Below are 19,406 nucleotides of genomic sequence, written 5' to 3'. Positions count from 1 at the left end.
GGGGGACGGCGGCCCACCCCCGGGTGGTTCAGCTCTTCGGCAGCTGCACGCCGGCGGCCTTCGCCACGTCGGCGAGCATGTGCTCGGCGGCCTGGATACCGATGCCGGACATCCAGGTCTCGTCCGGCACGTCGAAGACCTTGTCGTCCTTGACGGCCTTCAGGTCCTTCCAGACCGGGTTGGACGTGACGTCCTTCTGCTGGGTCTTGTCCGGGTCGTCCGCGAGGGTCACGAACACCAGGTCGGCGTCGGCCTTGTCGATCTGCTCCGGGCTGACGTCGAGCATCGTCTTGACCGGGTCGGTGGAGCTCTGCGACTTCGGCCGGGCCAGGCCGATGTCGTTCAGGACCACGCCGCTGTAGGACGACTTCTGGTAGAGGCGGGTCGGACCGGCCACGAAGCGGACCACGGACGCCGAGGGCATCTTGCCGTGGTTCTTCTTCTTGATGGCCTCGCCCAGCGCCTTGGCCCGGCTCTCGTACGCCTTGAGCTTCTGGTCGGCTTCCTTCTCCAGACCCAGGGCCTTGGCGTGGACCTTCAGGTTGGCCTTCCAGGGGCCGCCGGTGGTCTCGGTGAAGACGGTCGGTGCGATGGCCTTGAGCTTGTCGTAGATCTTCTCGTGCCGGACCTTGGAGGACAGGATCAGATCGGGCTTGAGCATCGCGATCTTCTCAAGGTTCGGCTCCAGCAGCGGGCCGACGTCCTTGACCCCGCCGATCTCGTCCTTGAGGTACTTGGGGAAGCCGCCCTCGGTCTTCATGTGCGGGGAGACCGCGCCGACGGGCTTGATGCCGAGCGTGGTGACGTCGTCCAGCTCACCGGTGTCCAGGACCACTACACGCTTGGGCTTGGCGGGGATCTTCACGTCGCCGCCCTGGACGCTCTTGACGGTGCGCGGGAAGCCGGCGCCGCCCTTCGCCGCGTCGTCGCCGTCCTTGGCGGCGCCGCCGCCGCACGCGGTCAGGGTCGCGGCACCCACGGTGGCGGCGAGCAGGGCGGCCGGCAGCCGGCGGGCGGAGAGAACAGATCTCGTGAACATGAGGGTTCGACTTCCTTGAGGGGAGAGGGGAGCGGAAAGGGACGGGCTCGTGGGGGAGAGCGGTGCGGGTCAGGCGACGGCGGTGTGCCGTTTCGCGCTGCCCTTGGGGACGACCAGCGGGGTGCCGGTCTCGGGGTCGGGGATCACCCGGCAGTCCACGTCGAACACGGACTTGACCAGCTCCGCGTCGAGGACGTCGGCCGGTGCGCCGGAGGCCGCCAGCTGCCCGTCCTTGAGGACCACGAGATGGTCCGCGTAACGGGCGGCCTGCCCGAGGTCGTGCAGCACCATCACCACGGTGCGGCCCGCCTCGGCGTGCAGCGCGGCGACCAGGTCGAGGACATCGAGCTGGTGCCGCAGATCCAGGAAGGTGGTGGGCTCGTCGAGCAGCAGCAGATCGGTGTCCTGGGCCAGCGCGAGCGCGATCCAGGCGCGCTGCCGCTGGCCGCCGGAGAGCTGGTCGACGGGCTGGTGGCGCAGTTCCACGGTGCCGGTGCGCCGCAACGCCTCCTCCACCGCCTGCTGGTCCGCCGTCGACCAGGGGCTCAGCAGCCGCTGGTGCGGGTAGCGGCCGAGCCGTACCAGCGCCTCGACGGTGATCGCGTCGGGGGTGACCGGCTGCTGGGGCAGCAGCCCCATCCGCAGGGCCAGCGCACGGGCCGGCATCCGGTGGATATCGGCGCCGTCCAGCGCGACGGTGCCCGCCGCGGGCGCCAGCAGCCGGGTCAGCCCGCGCAACAGGGTCGACTTCCCACAGGCGTTGGGGCCGACGACAGCGGTGACGGCGCCGCCGGGCAGCACCAGGTCGAGGCCGCCGACGATCAGCCGGTCGCCGTAGCGCAGGTCGAGTCCGTGGGTGGAGAGCTGGTTGGCGGTCATCGGACACTCCTGTTCACGGAACTGCTCTGACGGATCATCAGCACCAGCAGCCAGGGCGCCCCCAGAGTGGCGGTGACCACCCCGACCGGCAGGCCGCCGACCGGCAGCAGATACTGCGCGACGAGATCGGAGGCGAGCAGCAGTACGGCACCGCCCAGGGCGGACAGCGCCAGCGTCCCGGCGGTCGGCGGCCCCGCGAGGAACCGCACCATGTGCGGGACGGCCAGTGCCACGAAGGCGACCGGGCCGGTCAGCGCCGCGGCCAGCGAGGCCAGCACGATGGCGACGACCAGGATCTGCAGCCGGGCGGTGTGGGTGCGCAGGCCGAGCGTGCCGGCCGAGTCGTCGCCCAGGTCGAGGACGGCGAGCCGGCGGTGCAGGAGGAAGGCGAGGGTGAGGCCCACGGCCACCGCACCGCCCGCCGACCACACCTCGGTCCAGGTCCGCCCGTACACCGAGCCCGTGGTCCACTGGAGGGCCGAGCCGGCCAGCTCGGTGGGGAAGCTGACGACCATGAAGCTCACGGCGGCGGACAGTCCGGCCTGTACGGCGAGACCGACCAGCACCAGGCGGGTCACGCTGGTGCCGGAGCGCCAGCCGAACACCCCCAGCAGCACCGCGGCGAGCAGCCCGCCGCCGAGCGCGGCCAGCGGCATCAGCGCCTGCGAGGCCCCGGCGGCCAGCATCGCCACCGCGCCGAACGACGCCCCGCCGGTCACCCCCATCACATCGGGGGAGGCGAGCGGGTTGCGGAACAGCCGCTGGAGCAGGGCGCCGCCCACGGCCAGGCCCGCACCCGCGACGATCGCCGCGGCCATCCGCGGCGCCCGGAACTCCTGGACGATCAGCACCGTGCCGGCGTCCCCGGCGCCGAACAGGCCCTTGACCGCGTCGAGGGGCGGCAGCGGCATCTCGCCGTTGGCCACGGACACCGTCACCAGCGCGCCGAGCACCAGCAGACCGGCCAGGCCGAGCAGCGGGGTCCGGCCGCGTCCGGGCCGGCGCCCGGTGCCCGGGGCCGCCGACGGGGAGCCGAGCGGCGTCGCGTTGCGTAGGAGGTCGTTCACCGGGCCACCTTCCGGGCCAGCAGCGCCAGCAGCGGCGCGCCGAGGAACGCGCTGATGATGCCGACCTGCAGCTCGGACGGCCGGATGACGAGCCGTCCGAGGATGTCGGCGGTGAGCAGCAGCAGCGGTCCGGTGATCAGACAGCCCGGCACCAGCACCCGGTGGTCGGAGGTGCGCAGCAGCTGGCGGACCAGGTGTGGCGCGGCCAGCCCGATGAAGGCGAGCGGACCGGCCACCGCCACCGCGGACGCGGCGAGCAGCACGACGGCCAGGCCGCCGACGGTGCGGATGCGGGACACCGGCACCCCCAGCGCCTGCGCCGAATCGTCGCCCAGCGCCAGGGCGTTCAGGGAGGGAGCCAGGGCGAACGCCAGGACCAGGCCGATCACCAGGGTCGGCAGCACCGGGTAGAGCACCTCCAGCGGGCGCTCGGCCAGTGAACCGGCCAGCCAGAAGCGGGCCTCGTCCAGCGACCGCTTGCTGGCCAGCATGACCGTCGACGTCCAGGAGAGCAGCACGAGTTGCAGCACGGTGCCGCCCAGCGCGAGGCGTACCGGGTCGAGGTCACCGGCCCGCCGGGCCAGGGCCTGGGCGAACAGCGCGGCGGCCGCGGCGCCCGCGAACGCGAACCAGAGGTACTGGACGGGCCGGGTCAGATGCAGGGCATAGATCGCGGTGACCACCGCGAAACCCGCGCCCGCGTTGATGCCGAGCGTCGTCGGGGAGGCGAGCGGGTTGCGGGTGATGCCCTGGACGACCGCTCCGGCGACCCCGAGCGCGGCGCCCACCGCGAGTGCCACGACGGTCCGCGGTACCCGAAGTCCCGTCACCACCAGGGCATCCGGCCCGTGGGCGGCACCGGTCAGCGCCTCCCACACGGTGGACAGCGGTACGGAGCGGGCACCGAGGGCGAGGCTCAGAGCGGCACAGACCGCCAGTGCACCGAGCCCGGCCACGAACAGCGGGACGCGCCGCAGGGCGTTCGCGGCGGGACGCGGGTCGGGCACAGGGGGTGCAGTGGCGGGTGGTTTGGTCGTCGACACGCGTCGTTACATTAGGTTAGGCATACCTAAACCTGCAAGTGCGCGTTCGGTAAACGGTCAACTGTCCCATTTGTCGGCCGACCGGCACCCCGTCGTTCCCCGGATCTCCCGAGGGAGCGCCCCGGTCCTGGGGTGGCCTACCCGCTCCTCCGCTCGCCCACGCGCCGGACCCCCTGTATGACGGTTCGTCAAGAGCTTTCGAGCATTCTGGGTTGAGTCAGCCCGAAAACGTCTCGATTGCACCTCATATACCCCTGTGGTCTTCTGGGGAGAGGCTGTGATCCCGCCCGGCCGAGGAGCGTCATGCACCCCACCCCTCCGCGTATCGCGATCATCGGCGCCGGACCCGGCGGGCTGCTCTGTGCCCGGGTGCTCCAGCGCAGCGGCATCCCGGTCACCGTCTTCGCCCATGAGGCGTCGGTCGCCGGTGATCCCCAAGGCGCCGTCCTGGAACTGCGGATGACGACCGCTCGGCCCGCACTCCGGGCGGCGGGCCTGTACGAGGAGTTCACCGACCTCGCCCGCCCCGTCGGCCAGGGCATGCGGCTGCTCGACCACACCGCGACGGTGCTCCTCCAGGACATCCCCGAGGCGCCCGGGGTGCCCGGAGCCTCCGGGGCCCCCGATGCCTCCGGCGGGCCCGGCCGCGCCGAGGCCGACCGGGCCGGACTGCGCGGGCTGCTGCTGTCCTCCCTCGCCGAAGGGACCGTGCGCTGGGGCAGCTATCTGCGCACCCTGCATCCGTGCGGCGACGGCCGCCACCGGGCCGAGTTCGACGACGGCCACACCGAGACCTTCGACCTGGTCATCGGTGCCGACGGTGCCTGGTCCCGGGTGCGGCCGATGCTCTCCGACGGCACGCCCCACTACTCCGGTGTCACCTTCGTCGAGACCGGTGTCGCGGACGCCGGCCGCCGCCACCCGCACCTCGCGGAGCTGGCCGGCGACGGCGGCCTGCTGGCGCTGTCCGCAGGCAAGGGGCTGATCGCCCGCCGGCACGGCCGCGGCCGTCTCCAGGTGTACGCCGGTTTCCGCGGCTCCCAGGACTGGGCCCTGGAGGCCGGGGTGCGGATGACGGACACCGAGGCCGTCCGGGCCGTCCTGCTCGACGGGTTCGCGGGGTGGGGCGACCGGCTGCGGGCGCTGCTGGAGGAGAGCGACGGCGGGTTCGTCAGCCGGCCGCTGTTCGCACTCCCGGTGCCGCACGCCTGGACCCACACCCCGGGCCTGACCCTGCTCGGCGACGCCGCGCACCTGATGGCGCCGCTCTTCGGCGGGGGCGCCGGCCTCGCCCTGCTCGACGGCTGGGCGCTCGCCCGCGCCCTGGCCGATGGTGACGACCCGGACGCGGCGGTACGCGCCTACGAGGCGGCCATGCTGCCCCGCGCCGCCCAGGCCGCCGGATACGCCGCCCGCGCACTGGCCGCGGCCTTCGCCCCCGACGCCCCGGACAGCGCCCTGCGCTTTCTGCGCGCCGCCCGGGAGTGACCCGCCAAGGAGCGTCCGCCCTCCGGTTGCGGCCCCGCCGTGCCCGGCGGACGATCGGCAGCGTACGGACACCGGATCGGCGGCGTACGGAGACGAGCGCCGCACCGCCCGCCCGGCGCCCGGCGTGGAGGGACGGAACACACCGTGAAGATCACTGAGCCCACGACCGGCGCGCCCTGCTGGGTGGAGCTGGGCACCTCGGACGTGGACGCTGCCTCGGTGTACTACCGCCAGGTCTTCGGCTGGCGCGCCGAGACCGACCCGCGCCCGGAGGCGGGCGGCTACACCATGCTGTATCTGGGGGACGACCCGGTCGCCGCGCTGACCCCTCTCTACGCCCCCGGCCAGCCCACCGCCTGGACCGTGTCGTTCGCGGTCCGGGACGCCGACGCGACGGCCACGGCGGTCGCCGGGGCGGGCGGGCGGCGGCTGACGGGGCCGATGGACGTCTTCGACGTGGGCCGCTTCGCCGTACTGGCCGACCCGGAGGGCGCGGTCTTCTCGGTGTGGCAGGCCCGCTCGTTCGCCGGCGCCACGCTGTTCAACGCGCCGGGCTCACTCGGCTGGGTCGAGCTGGCCACCCGGGACGCCGAGGCCGCCAAGGCGTTCTACACGGGGGTCTTCGGCTGGACCGTGGGCACCCACGCGGACTATCCGCAGTGGGGCGTCGACGGCGCCGACTTCGGGGGCCTGAGCGCGCTGGACGAGTTCTACCCGGAGGACGTCCGGGCGCACTGGCTGCCGTACTTCGCGGTCGCCGACGTCGACGCGACCGCCGCCCGGGCCGCCGAGTCCGGCGGGATGCTGCTGGTGCCCCCGACGGAGGTCCCGCACGGCCCGAAGGTCGCGGTGATCCGGGACCCGCAGGGCGGCTCGTTCGGCATTCACCGCGTCGGCACCGAGGGCTGAAACCCGGGGCACCGAGGGCTGACACCCGGCCGTCACCGGCACACGGACCGAGAGCTGACGGCCCGTGACCCGGGCGCGCCCGCCCCGTCACACGATCGGCGGCCTGTTCGTCGTTTCACCACATCCCCATGGTGGTTTGCGCGTAATGTCCACTTCCCACCAGTGGGTGGTACTGCGCGTCAAGAACAGGAGACCCCTATGTCCACGACCGACATCCTCGCGGCGCGAGGCAGACAGCTGGCAGCCGGGACGGGCGCGCTGATCACGGCCGCCGCCCTCGGTGCGACGCTGTTCGCCGCGGCCCCGGCCCAGGCGACACAGGGCCCCGCCAAGCCCTACGGCGTGGTCACCGCCAAGGCGGGCCTGAGTGAGCGTCAGTACCCGAGCACGGACTCCTCCGTGCGGGGCTACCTCCGGCACCGCTCGCACGTCGGCCTGGTGTGCAAGGTGCGCACCCAGAGCGTGGGCGGCAACTCCGTCTGGTACCTGACCCGCGAGGGGCGGGGGACCTGGGTCGCGGCGAAGTACGTGACCAACAGCGGCCTCGTCAAGTACTGCAAGGACGTCCGCCGCACCCGGGTGCAGCCGAACCACCCGACGAACCACCCCACGAACCGCCCGACAAAGCACACCGTGGGCTGATGGAGCCCCGGGGAGGCCCGGTCCGGTGCCGCAGCGGTACCGGACCGGGCCTTCGTGTGTGCGCGTGAGCGGTGCCGTGACCGCCACCCGTCCTCCGGCCGCATGCGGGGCCGGCGCCCTTCCGTATTACTGGAACAAGTTCTACTGTGCCCTCGATCCGGCAGCCGACGGCCCGTCAGTTTCACCGGCCGCCCCGGAACCGGACGACCGGACCGGACGAACTGGAGGGGACGTGCACCTCGAATACACCCCCGAGCAGCAGCAGTTGCGCGCCGAGCTGCGCACATACTTCGCCGCGCTGGTGCCGGACAACACCTACGCCCGGGACCCCGAGGGCACCCGGGGCGCACCCCTCACCGACCCCGCCGCCCAGAAGCGCTTCTACCGTGAGACGGTGCGCCGGCTGGGGACCGACGGCTGGCTCGGTGTGGGCTGGCCCAAGGAGTTCGGCGGCCGCGGCCTGTCCCCGATGGAACAGTTCCTGTTCTTCGACGAGGCGGCACAGGCGGGGGTGCCGCTCCCGCTGATGGCGCTGAACACCGTCGGCCCGACGATCATGCAGTTCGGCACCGACGAGCAGAAGTCCTTCTTCCTGCCCCGCATCCTCTCCGGCGAGATCGACTTCGCCATCGGCTACAGCGAACCGGACGCCGGCACCGACCTGGCCGCCCTCAAGACCCGCGCCGTACGGGAGGGCGACGAGGACACCGGTCACTACGTCGTCAACGGGCAGAAGATCTGGACGACCAACGGTGACACCGCGGACTGGGTGTGGCTCGCGGTGCGCACCGACCCGGACGCCCCGCCCCACAAGGGCATCACCATGCTCCTCGTCCCCACCAGCGACCCCGGCTACTCCTGCACCGTGATCAACACCCTCGCCTCGCACGACACCACCGCCAGCTACTACGAGAACATCACCGTCCCCGCCTCCCGCCGCGTCGGCCAGGAGAACAAGGGCTGGCGGATCATCACCAACCAGCTCAACCACGAGCGGGTCACCCTCGCCGCCCACGGCACCATGGCCATCCGCGCCCTGCACAACGTCCAGCGCTGGGCCGCCGACACCGCGCTCTCCGACGGCCGCCGGGTCATCGACCTGGGCTGGGTACGCGGCCGGCTGGCCCGCACCCACACCCGGCTGGACGCCATGAAGCTGCTGAACTGGCAGATGGTCGACGCCCTCCAGCAGGGCACCCTCACCCCGCAGGACGCCTCGGCGGTCAAGGTCTACGGCTCCGAGGCCCGACGCGACGCCTACGCCTGGCTCATGGAGGTCGTCGGCGCCGCGGGTCCGCTCAAGGAGGGCTCGGCCGGCGCCGTCCTCCACGGCGAGCTGGAACGCGGCTACCGCTCCGCCGTCATCTTCACCTTCGGCGGCGGCAACAATGAGATCCAGCGCGAGATCATCTCGTGGATCGGCCTGGGAATGCCGCGGGTGCGGCGCTGAACCGCCATCAGGAGGTGCGGTGACCGCAGCCGACCCGGGGCTCTTCGGGCCCCGTTCCGTGACCTGGCAGATGCACGCGGACCCGATGATGTGGATCGCCGGGGTCCGGGCGCTGTACCTCCAGGCGCTGCACCCGCGCGCGGTGCGCGGCGTGTTCCAGAACTCCGCCGCCTTTCAGATGAACCGGCAGGGCAGACGGGACGCCTGGGGCCGGCTTATGCGGACCGCGGACTTCGTCGGCACGCTCACCTACGGCACCACCGAGGCCGCCGAACGGGCCGGCGCCGCGGTCCGCGGTATCCACCGCCGGCTGTCCGTCACCGATCCGGCCACCGGCGAGCGCTACGGCGTCGACGCACCGGACCTGCTGCTGTGGGTGCACTGCGCCGAGGTGGACTCCTACCTGCACGTACTGCGCCGCTCCGGCTACCCCGTCAGCGCCGCCCAGGCCGACGCCTACCTCGACGAACAGCGCGCGAGCGCCCGGCTCGTCGGACTCGACCCCGACGGGGTGCCCGGCAGCCGGGCCGCGCTCGCCGCCTACTTCGACCGCGTACGGCCCGCCCTGGCACCGACCCCCGAGGCCCGTGAGGTGGACGCGTTCCTGCGCCGGCCACCGACCCCGGCCGTGCTCGTCCCGGCCCGCGCCGTGATCTGGCGGCAGGTGGCACAGCTCGCCTACGGCGCACTCCCGGCGTACGCACACGAGCTCTACGGGCGCCCCGCACCCCCGCCGGACGCCGTCACCCGCCGGCTGCGCGCCACCGGCCGTCTGCTGCGCGCCGTTCCGCCCGCGGCCCGCTGGCGGCTCCCGCCCGGCCACATCCCGCGCGCCGTCGCACGGCTCGGTCCCGGCAGCCGCCCAGCGCCCTACAAGCTCCGCCGCTCCGCCGCCATACTGGACGGGCAGGAGGGCACGCAGGGGGAGCTGCGCGGCTGACCGCGGGGAAACGGGGACGGGGGCGGCGATACACGGTGGCGGAAAACAGACTGATTCAACAGCGGTACCGGCTTCTCGGCACCATCGGACGCGGGGGGATGGGGGAGGTGTGGCGGGCCCGCGACGAGTCGCTGGGCCGGCAGGTCGCGGTCAAGTGCCTCAAGCCGCTGGGCCCGCGGCACGAGCCCTCGTTCCTGCAGGTTCTGCGCGAACGTTTCCGCCGTGAGGCCCGGGTCGCGGCCGCGCTCCAGCACCGCGGCATCACCGTCGTCCATGACTTCGGCGAGGACGAGGGCACCCTCTTCCTCGTGATGGAGCTGCTCAGCGGCCGCAACCTCAGCCAGCTGCTGGACGACAACCGCCGCCAGCCGCTGCCCGTCCCGGACGTCATCGAGATCGCCGAACAGGTCACCGCCGCACTCGCCTACACCCATGAACAGGCCGTCGTGCACCGCGACCTGAAACCGGCGAACATCGTGCGGACCGCCGACGGCACGGTCAAGATCTGCGACTTCGGCATCGCCCGGCTCGGCCATGACATCGGCTTCACCGCCCGCCTCACCGGCACCGGTGTCGCCATGGGCAGCCCGCACTACATGTCGCCCGAGCAGATCGGCGCCCACGGGGTCGACCACCGCAGCGACCTCTACTCGCTGGGCTGTGTGCTCTACGAGATCGCCACCGGTGTGCCGCCGTTCGACCTGGGCGACGCCTGGGCGGTGCTCGTCGGGCACCGTGACCTGGCGCCGGAGCCGCCGCGTACGCTCCGCCCCGACCTGCCCGAGGCCCACGAGCGGATCATCCTCGAACTCCTCGCCAAGGACCCCGACGACCGCCCCCGGGACGCCGCCGAGCTGGGCAAGCGCCTCGCCGACGCCCGCCATCCGCACTCCGCCGGGGCCACCGCGGCCGCCGGCATCGAGGAGGCGACGGTCCCCGCCTGGGAGCTGCCGCCCTGGACCCACGGGATGCGGCCCGGTTCTGGTGCGGGAGCCACCCGGTGGCCGCAGCGGTATCCGGCCGGCGCGGCCACCACGGTCCTCACCGGCAGCTGGACCGGGGGCACCGACCCGCGGGACGGCGGCGCGTCCCCGGCCGCCGGTATCGCCAGCCCGGCGCCCCCGGACGACCGCCGCGCCGCCCTCGCCGAGCTGGCCGGCCGGCACACCGCCGCGCTGGACCTCGGGCGGCTGGGCCGCTGGGAGGAGGCGCGGGAGGCACACCACGCGCTCGCCGCCGCACGCGAGCGGCTGCTCGGCCCCGACCACCCCGACACCCTCACCAGCCGCCTGGAAGCCGGCCACGCGCTGGGCCGCCTCGGCCGGCACTTCGAGGCACACCAGGTCTACGCCGAGGTACTGGCGGGCCGCGAGCGCGCGCTGGGCCCGGACCACCCCGACGCGCTGAGCTGCCGCCACCACGTCGCCCGCAACCTGGGCCTGCTGGGACGGCTGGAGGACTGCCGCGCCCTGTCCCAGGAGGTGGCCGCCGCCCGGGCCCGGGTGCTCGGCGCCCAGCACCCCGACACCCTGGCCACCTGCTGTGAACTCGCCCATGTGTTGGGCAGGTTGGGCATGTGGGCGGAGGCGCTGTACACCTACCAGGAAGTCGTGGCGGCCCGTACCGCCACGCTCGGACCCGGCCACGAGGACACCCTGGCCGCCCGTTACGAGGTCGGCATCGGCCTCGGCCGGCTCGGGCGCAGCGCGGACGCCCTGGCCCTCTACCGCGGCCTGGTCGCGGACCGTACCCGCGCCCAGGGCGCCGACGATCCCGAGACCCTGCGCGCCCGGCACGGTCTGGGCGTCAACCTCGGGCGGCAGCACCGCTGGCAGGAGGCGCTGATGGAGGCCCGTGAGGTCGCCGCGGCCCGCGCCCGGGTGCTCGGCCCCGAGCACCCCGACACCCTGGTCAGCCGCCGGGAGACCGCGGTGGCGCTCGGCTGGCTCGGCCGCTGGAGCGAGGCGCTGGACCTCTACCGCCAGGTCGCCGGCGCCCGCGCACGGGTCCTGGGCGCCGCGCACCTCGACGCGCTGGCCAGTCAGGGCGACCTCGCCCAGTGCCTGGAACAGCTGGGCCGCGGCGACGAGGCGGCCGCGCTCCACCGCCGGGCCGCGGTGCTGCACCAGGAGCGCGCGGCACACCGGCGGGGGAAGCGGGACGGCAGCTGAGGGCGGTCCGGATCAGTCCGGGGTGACCCGGTAGAGCACGGTGCCGTGCGGCGGCACCTCGCGCGCCTCGATGGTCCGCTCGGCGTGCGTACGGCGGCCGGTGACCAGGTCGTGCAGCCGGTAGGAGCCGGCCTCCGGCAGCCCGGCCCTCCCGGCCGTGACGGACAGCGTGCGCGGGGTGGCGCCCGCGTTGAACAGGGCGACCGCCCGGTCGCCGTTCTTCAGCGGCTTGGACAGCACCGCGGAGCCGTCGTCCTGGGCGACGACGCGCCCCTGGACGCCGAGCGCGTCCTGGTCGACGGCGATGATCCGCTCGTTGCCGAGCACCTCGCGCGCCGCCGGGGGCAGATTGCCGACATCCGTACTGGAGATCAGCGGGGCGGCCATCACCGCCCACAGCGACATCTGGCTCTGCATCTCCTGCCGGGTCAGGCCCGACGCCCCGGCCAGCAGGAAGTCCGGGTCGTTCCAGCGGCCGGGCCGCTGGAGGCCCGCCAGGCGGGAGTTGTAGCGGAAGTTGTAGACGATGGAGGACCACTTCGCGGCCGGGGTGTTCTTCTGGAGGGCCACATCGCGGCCGCCCCGCCACAGGTTGCCGACCTCGGCCGACCAGCCGATCACCCGGTGCCAGACGCTGTCCCCGTCGAACTGGAAATAGGCCGGAGCCGACACCGAGAAGGTCATCGGGCGGCCGGTGGCGTGCAGCGCCCGGCTCATCCGCCCGTACAGGTCCCGGAAGGTCTCCTCCTTGGTGTGTCCCGGTGCGACCGGCACATTGCAGCCGTCCGCCTTGACGTAGTCCACCTTCCAGCGGGCGAACTGCTCCGCGTCCTGCCGGAAGTGCCCCAGGCTGCCGGGGAACTTCTCGCAGGTGTGCGTGCCGACGTCCGTGTAGATCCCGAACTCCAGCCCCATCCGGTGCAGCTGCCGCCCCAGGTACGCCATGCCGTGCGGGAACCTCGTCCGGTCCGCCAGCAGCTGCCCCTCGGCGCCGCGCTGTCGGCTCATCCAGCAGTCGTCGACGGTGACGGTGCGGTAGCCCTTGCCGGCCAGACCCGTACGGACCAGCGCCCGCGCGTTGTCGAGGACGGTCTTCTCGTCGAGGTCGCACATGTAGTACGACCAGTTGTTCCAGCCCATCGGGGGGCGCGGGGCCAGGTTCGGATACGTCCCGCTGCGCGGGGCGCCGGGGGCGCGGGCCGGGTCGGGGGTGGCGGAGGCGGGTCCGGGGGCCGCGAGGAGCCCGGCCGAGCAGGCGGCGACGGCGGTCAGTCCGGCGACGGTGCGGCCGATGCGGGGTACCGACGGATGGGGCACGGGTCACCTCACGGGTGGGCGGGACGGCTCGCGGAGCGGACGGCGGGAGCGGTGGCCGGGGCGGAGCACGGCCGGTGACGCTAGGAGCCGCTCCGTGCCCGGTCAAGAAGCCGCACCGCCCCGGGCGGAGGTTTCAGCCGCCTGCACCTGGCGACCGGGATCACCGCGTGCTACCAAGGGGCATGCCGGAACGGACTTCGTACGACGCGGTCATCGTCGGTGGCGGGCACAACGGACTGGTGGCCGCCGCCTATCTCGCACGCGCCGGGCGCAGCGTGCTGTTGCTGGAGCGGCTGGACCACACCGGTGGTGCGGCCGTGTCGACCCGGGCGTTCGCCGGGGTCGACGCCCGGCTGTCCCGCTACTCCTACCTCGTCAGCCTGCTGCCGCCGAAGATCGTGCAGGACCTCGGGCTGCGGTTCGCGGTCCGCAAGCGCACGGTCTCCTCGTACACCCCCGCCGTACGCGACGGCTGCCCCACCGGACTCCTGGTCGGCGGCGGCGAGGCCCGGACCCGTAAGGCCTTCGCCGAACTCACCGGTTCCGAAGCCGAGTTCACCGCCTGGCAGGGCTTCTACGGCCGTACGCAGCGGCTGGCCGAGCGGGTCTTCCCCACGCTGACCGAGCCGCTCCCTGCGCGCGGCGCGCTGCGCGCCCGTATCGACGACGACGCCCTCTGGGACGCGCTGTTCGAACGTCCCCTGGGTGAGCTGGTCGAGGAGACCTTCAGCGACGACCTGATCCGCGGGGTGGTGCTCACCGACGCTCTGATCGGCACCTTCGCCACCGCGCACGACCCGTCGCTGCGTCAGAACCGCTGTTTCCTCTACCACGTCATCGGTGGCGGCACCGGGGACTGGGACGTCCCCATCGGCGGCATGGGCGCCCTCACCGACGCGCTGGCCGACGCCGCCCGCCGGGCGGGGGCCGAGATCGTCACCGAGTGCGCGGTGACCGGCATCGCGACGGACGGCCGGACCGCGGAGGTGACCTGCGACCAGGGCACCGTCGGCGCCCGCCGGGTCCTGGTCAACGCCTCCCCGCGGGAGCTGGCCCGCCTCCTGGACGAGGCCCCGCCGCCGCCCGCCGAGGGCGCCCAGCTCAAGGTCAACATGCTGCTCACCCGGCTGCCGCGGCTACGGGACACCGAGGTGGACCCGAGGGAGGCCTTCTCCGGCACCTTCCACATCGCCGAGGGCTACCGCCAGCTGGAGGACGCCTACCAGCAGGCCGCGTCCGGCGCCCTGCCCACCGCCCCGCCCTCCGAGATCTACTGCCACTCCCTCACCGACCCCTCCATCCTCGGCCCCGACCTGGTCCGCCAGGGCTACCAGACGCTCACCCTCTTCGGTCTGCACGCCCCCGCGCGACTGTTCACCGCCGACAACGACACCACCCGCGACCGCCTCCTGGCGGCCACCCTCGCCGAACTCGACACCCACCTCGCCGAACCCCTCGCCGACTGCCTGGCCCACGACGCCGACGGCCGCCCCTGCATCGAGGCCAGATCCCCCCTCGACCTGGACCGTGAGCTGGGCCTGCCCGGCGGCAACATCTTCCACCGCGACCTGGCCTTCCCGTACGCGGAGGCCGAGCCCTCCGCCGAGGACACCGCCCCGGCCCGCTGGGGCGTGGCGACCGCCCACCCCACCGTCCTCCTGTGCGGCGCGGGCGCGCCGCGCGGCGGCGGAGTGAGCGGCATCCCGGGCCACAACGCGGCGATGGCGGTGCTGGAGGAGGGGTGAGCGGCGGGCCCGGCGCGGTGAGCGCCGCGTGGGCCACCGCGGCGATGTCCGCGGGGTGGACGGCGGGGAGTCCACCCCGCCGTCCAGGCGCGCCGACGTTGCTTCCCTGTGCGGAGGTCTTCGGCCCGTGGCCCGGTCCTCCGCACGGTAGGAACTCAAGTGCGGTTGAGGTCAACGGTGCTCGCCAGAACCGGTCAAGTCGCTGCCTGTGACGAGTTTCTGACGCTGCATCAGAAAATCTCTTCCCTCGTACGGCCCGCTGCGGCATCCTGCGCCCATGCAGACGGAGCTGAGCAACACGCTGGGAGCCGAGCACGCCGTCTTCGGGTTCACGCCCTTTCCCGCGGTCGCCGCGGCGATCACCCGGGCCGGCGGGTTCGGGGTGCTCGGGGCGGTCCGCTACACCGCGCCGGACGAACTGGCGCGCGACCTCGACTGGATGCAGGAGCACACCGACGGGCTGCCGTACGGGCTCGACGTGGTGATGCCCGCCAAGAAGGTGGCCGGAGTCAGCGAGGCCGAGGTCGAGGCGATGATCCCGGAGGGGCACCGCCGCTTCGTCGCCGATCTGCTGGACAAGCACCGGGTACCGGGGCTCGCGGCGGGCGAGGCGTCCGGCTGGCGGATCACCGGCTGGATGGAGGAGGTCGCCCGCACCCAGCTCGACGTGGCCTTCGACTACCCGATCAAGCTGCTGGCCAACGCCCTCGGCTCACCGCCGGCCGATGTCGTACGGCGCGCCCACGAGCACGGCGTCCTCGTCGCCGCGCTGGCCGGCAGCCCCCGGCACGCCCGGCACCACCGGGACGCCGGCATCGACATCGTCGTCGCCCAGGGCTACGAGGCGGGCGGGCACACCGGGGAGATCGCCACGATGGTGCTCACCCCGGAGGTGGTGGCCGCCGTGGACCCGCTGCCGGTGCTCGCCGCGGGCGGCATCGGCACCGGGGAGCAGATCGCCGCCGGACTCGCCCTCGGTGCGCAGGGCGTCTGGCTGGGCTCGCTCTGGCTGACGACCGAGGAGGCCCAGCTGCACTCCCGGCGGCTGACCGCGAAACTGCTCGCCGCGGGCCCCGGTGACACCGTCCGCTCCCGCGCCCTGACCGGCAAACCCGCCCGTCAGCTGCGCACCGAATGGACCGACGCCTGGGACGACCCGAGCGGGCCGGGAGCCCTGCCCATGCCGCTGCAGGGCCTGCTGGTCGCCGAGGCCAACTCCCGTATCCAGCGGCACGAGGTCGAACCGCTGCTGGGCACCCCGGTCGGCCAGATCGTCGGCCGGATGAACAGCGAGCGCAGCGTACAGGCCGTCTTCGACGAGCTGACCCGCGGCTTCGAGCGGGCCATCGACCGGATCAACCGCATCGCCGGACGCGCGTGAACCCGAGGAGGACAGCGGAATGAGCACCGACTCCCCACCGCCCAACGGCTTCTGGGCGCAGGCCGCCGCCGACCCGGACCGTACGGTCCTGATCGCCCCGGACGGCGAGGAGTGGACCGCGGGCCGGCTGCACGCCGCGTGCAACCAGCTGGTCCACGGGCTGCGCGCGGCGGGCCTGGAACGCGGCGACGCCTTCGCCGTGGTCCTCCCCAACGGCGTCGAGTTCTTCACCGCGTACCTCGCCGCGTCCCAGGCCGGTTTCTATCTCGTCCCCGTCAACCACCACTTGGTCGGCCCGGAGATCGCCTGGATCGTGGCCGACTCCGGCGCGAAGGTGCTGATCGCGCACGAGCGGTTCGCGCAGGCGGCCCGGGACGCCGCGGACGAGGCGGGGCTGCCCGCCTCCCACCGCTACGCCGTGGGGACGGCCGACGGCTTCCGGCCGTACGGCGAACTCCTCGGCGGGCAGCCGGAGTCCGCGCCCGCCGAGCGCACCCTGGGCTGGGTCATGAACTACACCTCGGGCACCACCGGACGCCCGCGCGGCATCCGCCGCCCGCTGCCCGGCACCCCGCCCGAGGACTCCCACCTCGGCGGCTTCCTCGGCATCTTCGGCATCACCCCGTTCGACGACAACGTCCACCTGGTCTGCTCGCCGCTCTACCACACGGCCGTGCTCCAATTCGCCGGCGCCTCCCTGCACATCGGCCACCGCCTCGTCCTGATGGACAAGTGGACACCGCAGCGCATGCTGGCCCTGATGGACGAGCGGCGCTGCACCCACACCCATATGGTGCCCACCCAGTTCCACCGGCTGCTCGCGCTGCCGGAGGCGACCCGGGCGGCGTTCGACGTGAGCGCGATGCGGCACGCCATCCACGGTGCGGCCCCCTGCCCCGACCACGTCAAACGCGCGATGATCGACTGGTGGGGCGCCTGCGTCGAGGAGTACTACGCGGCGAGCGAGGGCGGCGGCGCCTTCGCGACCGCCGAGGACTGGCTGAAGAAGCCCGGGACCGTCGGCAAGGCCTGGCCGATCAGTGAACTGGCCGTCTTCGACGACGACGGCAACCGCCTGCCCGCGGGCGAACTCGGCACCGTCTACATGAAGATGACCACCGGCGGCTTCCGCTACCACAAGGACGAGGGCAAGACCCGGAAGAACCGGATCGGTGACTTCTTCACCGTCGGTGACCTCGGCTACCTCGACGAGGACGGGTATCTCTTCCTCCGCGACCGCAAGATCGACATGATCATCTCGGGCGGGGTGAACATCTACCCCGCCGAGATCGAGTCCGCCCTGCTCAGCCACCCCGCGGTCGCCGACGCGGCCGCCTTCGGCATCCCGCACGACGACTGGGGCGAGGAGGTCAAGGCCGTCGTGGAACCCGCCGAGGGCCATCCGCCGTCGCCCGCACTGGCGGCGGAGATCCTGGACCACTGCGCCCGCCACCTGGCCGGCTACAAGCGGCCCAAGTCGCTCGACTTCACCGCCGCCATGCCGCGCGACCCCAACGGCAAGCTCTACAAGCGGCGGCTGCGTGAACCGTATTGGGAGGGCAGGGAGCGCGCCCTGTAACCGGCGCACCCCGCGCGCCCGTACGGCCGCGGATGCCGGACGCCCCGCCGGGTGCCTTGACCCGGCGGGGGGTCCGGCCCAGGATCGCGCCATGACGCAAGCGCGGAGCAACACGGTCGACGGAGTCCTGCGACGCAGCGCCCGCCGGGTGCCCGGACGGACCGCGGTGCGGTACGCGGACCGGTGCTGGACCTATCGCGAGCTGGACGACGCGGTGACCGCCGCGGCCCGGGTACTGCTGGCGGACGGCCTGCGGCCCGGCGACCGGGTCGCCTCCTACGGGCACAACTCCGACGCCTATCTGATCGGCTTCCTGGCCTGTGCCCGCGCCGGACTGGTGCACGTACCGGTCAACCACGGTCTGACCGGCGAGGATCTGCGCTACCTCCTGGACCAGTCGGGCAGCGCACTCGTGCTCACCGACGCCGCGCTCGCGCACCGGCTGCCGGACTCCGTACGCGCCATGCCCTTCCACGGCGCGCCCGGCGGACTGCTGGAGCGGCTCGCGGCCCGGCAGGAGCCGGCGGACGGCGGGCCGGTGGAGGCGGGGCCCGATGCCGCGGACCCGGTGGCCGGGGTGCCCGACGACGCCCTCGTCCAGCTCCTCTACACCTCCGGCACCACCGCGCTGCCCAAGGGCGCGATGATGACGCACCGCGCCCTGGTGCACGAGTACACCAGCGCCGTCGTCGCCCTCGACCTCAAGGAGACGGACCGGCCGGTGCACTCGCTGCCGCTCTACCACTCCGCGCAGATGCATGTGTTCCTGCTGCCGTATCTGGCGGTGGGCGCGGAGAACACCATCCTGGACGGGCCCGACCCGGAGCGGATCTTCGACCTGGTGGAAGCGGGCCTGGCCGACAGCCTGTTCGCGCCGCCGACCGTGTGGATCGCGCTCTCGCACCACCCCGGCTTCACCACCCGGGAGCTGAGCGGACTGCGCAAGGCCTACTACGGGGCCTCGATCATGCCGGTGCCGGTCCTGGAACGGCTCCGCGCCCGGCTGCCCGGCCTCGCCTTCTACAACTGCTTCGGGCAGAGCGAGATCGGGCCGCTGGCCACCGTGCTCGGCCCCGCGGAACACGAGGGCCGGATGGACTCCTGCGGGCGTCCGGTGCTGTTCGTCGAGGCACGCGTGGTGGACGAGGCCGGCCGGGAGGTGCCCGACGGCACCCGCGGTGAGGTCGTCTACCGGTCCCCCCAGCTGTGCACCGGCTACTGGGACAAGCCGGAGGAGACCGCCGAGGCGTTCCGGGACGGCTGGTTCCACTCCGGGGACCTCGCTGTCCGTGACGCGGACGGCTATTTCACCGTGGTCGACCGGGTCAAGGACGTCATCAACTCCGGTGGCGTCCTGGTCGCCTCGCGCCAGGTGGAGGACGTGCTCTACGAGCATCCGCAGGTGGCCGAGGTCGCGGTCATCGGGCTGCCGGACGAGCGCTGGATCGAGGCGGTGACGGCGGTGGTCGTACGGCGCGTGGACGGCGCGGACGGCGACGCGGTGGGGGAGCGGGAGCTGATCGACGCGGCCCGCGCCCGCCTGGCACCGTTCAAGGCGCCCAAACGGGTGGTGTTCGTGGACGCGCTGCCGCGCAACGCCAGCGGCAAGGTCCTCAAGCGGGAGCTGCGGGCACGGTTCGGCGCGCCCTGAGCCGGGCCCGGTGCGGCGTGCGTGAAGGGCGGCTGTCAGTGCCCCCTGCCATGCTGAGAAACGGCGCGCACACCGCCGTGCACGCCGTGATCCGTGCAACGGAGG

Annotated in this window: 15 protein-coding genes; 10 read left to right on the top strand and 5 right to left on the bottom strand. The window is 73.3% G+C overall.

All coding sequences use genetic code 11. From position 1 onward, the window contains the following. Positions 1–28: 28 nt before the first annotated feature. The 4 genes from ACGFN2_RS24750 to ACGFN2_RS24735 all read right to left on the bottom strand — a co-directional run bounded on the left by ACGFN2_RS24750 (position 29) and on the right by ACGFN2_RS24735 (position 3,992). On the bottom strand, positions 29–1,039 hold the full coding sequence (locus ACGFN2_RS24750; RefSeq protein WP_362603360.1) for an iron-siderophore ABC transporter substrate-binding protein: 1,011 nt from the start codon (positions 1,037–1,039) through the stop codon (positions 29–31). Positions 1,040–1,108: 69 nt separating this feature from the next. Continuing rightward, a complete protein-coding gene (locus ACGFN2_RS24745; protein ID WP_362603357.1) occupies positions 1,109–1,918 on the bottom strand; it encodes an ABC transporter ATP-binding protein in 810 nt (269 codons plus the stop codon). Beyond that, the gene (locus tag ACGFN2_RS24740; protein WP_393363937.1) at positions 1,915–2,985 is read right to left on the bottom strand and encodes a FecCD family ABC transporter permease; all 1,071 of its coding nucleotides are present in this window, start codon (positions 2,983–2,985) and stop codon (positions 1,915–1,917) included. Before ACGFN2_RS24740 ends, ACGFN2_RS24745 begins: the two co-directional genes overlap by 4 nt. Next, on the bottom strand, positions 2,982–3,992 hold the full coding sequence (locus ACGFN2_RS24735; RefSeq protein WP_393363934.1) for a FecCD family ABC transporter permease: 1,011 nt from the start codon (positions 3,990–3,992) through the stop codon (positions 2,982–2,984). The genes ACGFN2_RS24740 and ACGFN2_RS24735 overlap by 4 nt, the downstream gene beginning before the upstream one ends. Before the next feature lie 339 nt (positions 3,993–4,331). On the opposite strand from ACGFN2_RS24735, the gene ACGFN2_RS24730 reads away from it, so the two are divergent. The 6 genes from ACGFN2_RS24730 (at position 4,332) to ACGFN2_RS24705 (ending at position 11,628) form a co-directional block, all read left to right on the top strand. Continuing rightward, positions 4,332–5,516 carry an FAD-dependent oxidoreductase gene (locus tag ACGFN2_RS24730; RefSeq protein WP_393363931.1) on the top strand — a complete coding sequence of 395 codons (1,185 nt, stop codon included), beginning with the start codon at positions 4,332–4,334 and terminating at the stop codon, positions 5,514–5,516. A 144-nt stretch (positions 5,517–5,660) separates the two neighbouring features. Next, entirely contained in the window at positions 5,661–6,425 is a 765-nt protein-coding gene (locus tag ACGFN2_RS24725; RefSeq protein ID WP_393363928.1) for a VOC family protein, read from the top strand. A 198-nt stretch (positions 6,426–6,623) separates the two neighbouring features. Continuing rightward, positions 6,624–7,067 carry an SH3 domain-containing protein gene (locus tag ACGFN2_RS24720; RefSeq protein WP_362603343.1) on the top strand — a complete coding sequence of 148 codons (444 nt, stop codon included), beginning with the start codon at positions 6,624–6,626 and terminating at the stop codon, positions 7,065–7,067. A gap of 232 nt (positions 7,068–7,299) precedes the next feature. Next, positions 7,300–8,517: an acyl-CoA dehydrogenase family protein gene (locus tag ACGFN2_RS24715; RefSeq protein WP_393363925.1), complete on the top strand. Its 1,218-nt coding sequence runs from the start codon at positions 7,300–7,302 to the stop codon at positions 8,515–8,517. A gap of 19 nt (positions 8,518–8,536) precedes the next feature. Continuing rightward, the gene (locus tag ACGFN2_RS24710) at positions 8,537–9,457 is read left to right on the top strand and encodes an oxygenase MpaB family protein (protein WP_362603337.1); all 921 of its coding nucleotides are present in this window, start codon (positions 8,537–8,539) and stop codon (positions 9,455–9,457) included. Positions 9,458–9,492: 35 nt separating this feature from the next. Then, positions 9,493–11,628, top strand: coding sequence for a tetratricopeptide repeat protein (locus tag ACGFN2_RS24705; protein WP_393363922.1), 2,136 nt, complete (start codon positions 9,493–9,495; stop codon positions 11,626–11,628). Positions 11,629–11,640: 12 nt separating this feature from the next. Here ACGFN2_RS24705 and ACGFN2_RS24700 read toward each other — a convergent pair whose 3' ends face one another. Then, on the bottom strand, positions 11,641–12,945 hold the full coding sequence (locus tag ACGFN2_RS24700; protein ID WP_393363919.1) for a glycoside hydrolase family 27 protein: 1,305 nt from the start codon (positions 12,943–12,945) through the stop codon (positions 11,641–11,643). A gap of 182 nt (positions 12,946–13,127) precedes the next feature. On the opposite strand from ACGFN2_RS24700, the gene ACGFN2_RS24695 reads away from it, so the two are divergent. The 4 genes from ACGFN2_RS24695 (at position 13,128) to ACGFN2_RS24680 (ending at position 19,301) form a co-directional block, all read left to right on the top strand. Continuing rightward, positions 13,128–14,690, top strand: a complete 1,563-nt coding sequence (locus ACGFN2_RS24695; RefSeq protein WP_393363916.1) for a phytoene desaturase family protein — start codon at positions 13,128–13,130, stop codon at positions 14,688–14,690. Between the two features lie 277 nt (positions 14,691–14,967). Then, positions 14,968–16,071, top strand: coding sequence for an NAD(P)H-dependent flavin oxidoreductase (locus tag ACGFN2_RS24690; protein WP_393363913.1), 1,104 nt, complete (start codon positions 14,968–14,970; stop codon positions 16,069–16,071). Between the two features lie 19 nt (positions 16,072–16,090). Then, positions 16,091–17,650, top strand: coding sequence for an acyl-CoA synthetase (locus ACGFN2_RS24685; RefSeq protein ID WP_393363910.1), 1,560 nt, complete (start codon positions 16,091–16,093; stop codon positions 17,648–17,650). A gap of 91 nt (positions 17,651–17,741) precedes the next feature. Continuing rightward, complete coding sequence (locus ACGFN2_RS24680) at positions 17,742–19,301, top strand: fatty acyl-CoA synthetase (RefSeq protein ID WP_393363907.1); 1,560 nt, start codon at positions 17,742–17,744, stop codon at positions 19,299–19,301. The last annotated feature ends 105 nt before the right edge of the window (positions 19,302–19,406 follow it).

This window comes from Streptomyces sp. NPDC048612 (assembly GCF_043199295.1).
GTDB lineage: Bacteria > Actinomycetota > Actinomycetes > Streptomycetales > Streptomycetaceae > Streptomyces.
The sequence above is the reverse complement of the archived record's forward strand: the minus strand, read 5'-3'. Positions and strand labels throughout refer to the sequence as shown.

What these genes read in the sequence shown, in the direction of transcription:
- ACGFN2_RS24690 (WP_393363913.1), top strand. Translation starts at nt 14,968, where the DNA reads ATGCAGACGGAGCTGAGCAACACGCTGGGAGCCGAGCACGCCGTCTTC.
- ACGFN2_RS24680 (WP_393363907.1), top strand. Translation starts at nt 17,742, where the DNA reads ATGACGCAAGCGCGGAGCAACACGGTCGACGGAGTCCTGCGACGCAGC.
- ACGFN2_RS24695 (WP_393363916.1), top strand. Translation starts at nt 13,128, where the DNA reads ATGCCGGAACGGACTTCGTACGACGCGGTCATCGTCGGTGGCGGGCAC.
- ACGFN2_RS24685 (WP_393363910.1), top strand. Translation starts at nt 16,091, where the DNA reads ATGAGCACCGACTCCCCACCGCCCAACGGCTTCTGGGCGCAGGCCGCC.
- ACGFN2_RS24720 (WP_362603343.1), top strand. Translation starts at nt 6,624, where the DNA reads ATGTCCACGACCGACATCCTCGCGGCGCGAGGCAGACAGCTGGCAGCC.
- ACGFN2_RS24730 (WP_393363931.1), top strand. Translation starts at nt 4,332, where the DNA reads ATGCACCCCACCCCTCCGCGTATCGCGATCATCGGCGCCGGACCCGGC.
- ACGFN2_RS24750 (WP_362603360.1), bottom strand. Translation starts at nt 1,039, where the DNA reads ATGTTCACGAGATCTGTTCTCTCCGCCCGCCGGCTGCCGGCCGCCCTG.
- ACGFN2_RS24745 (WP_362603357.1), bottom strand. Translation starts at nt 1,918, where the DNA reads ATGACCGCCAACCAGCTCTCCACCCACGGACTCGACCTGCGCTACGGC.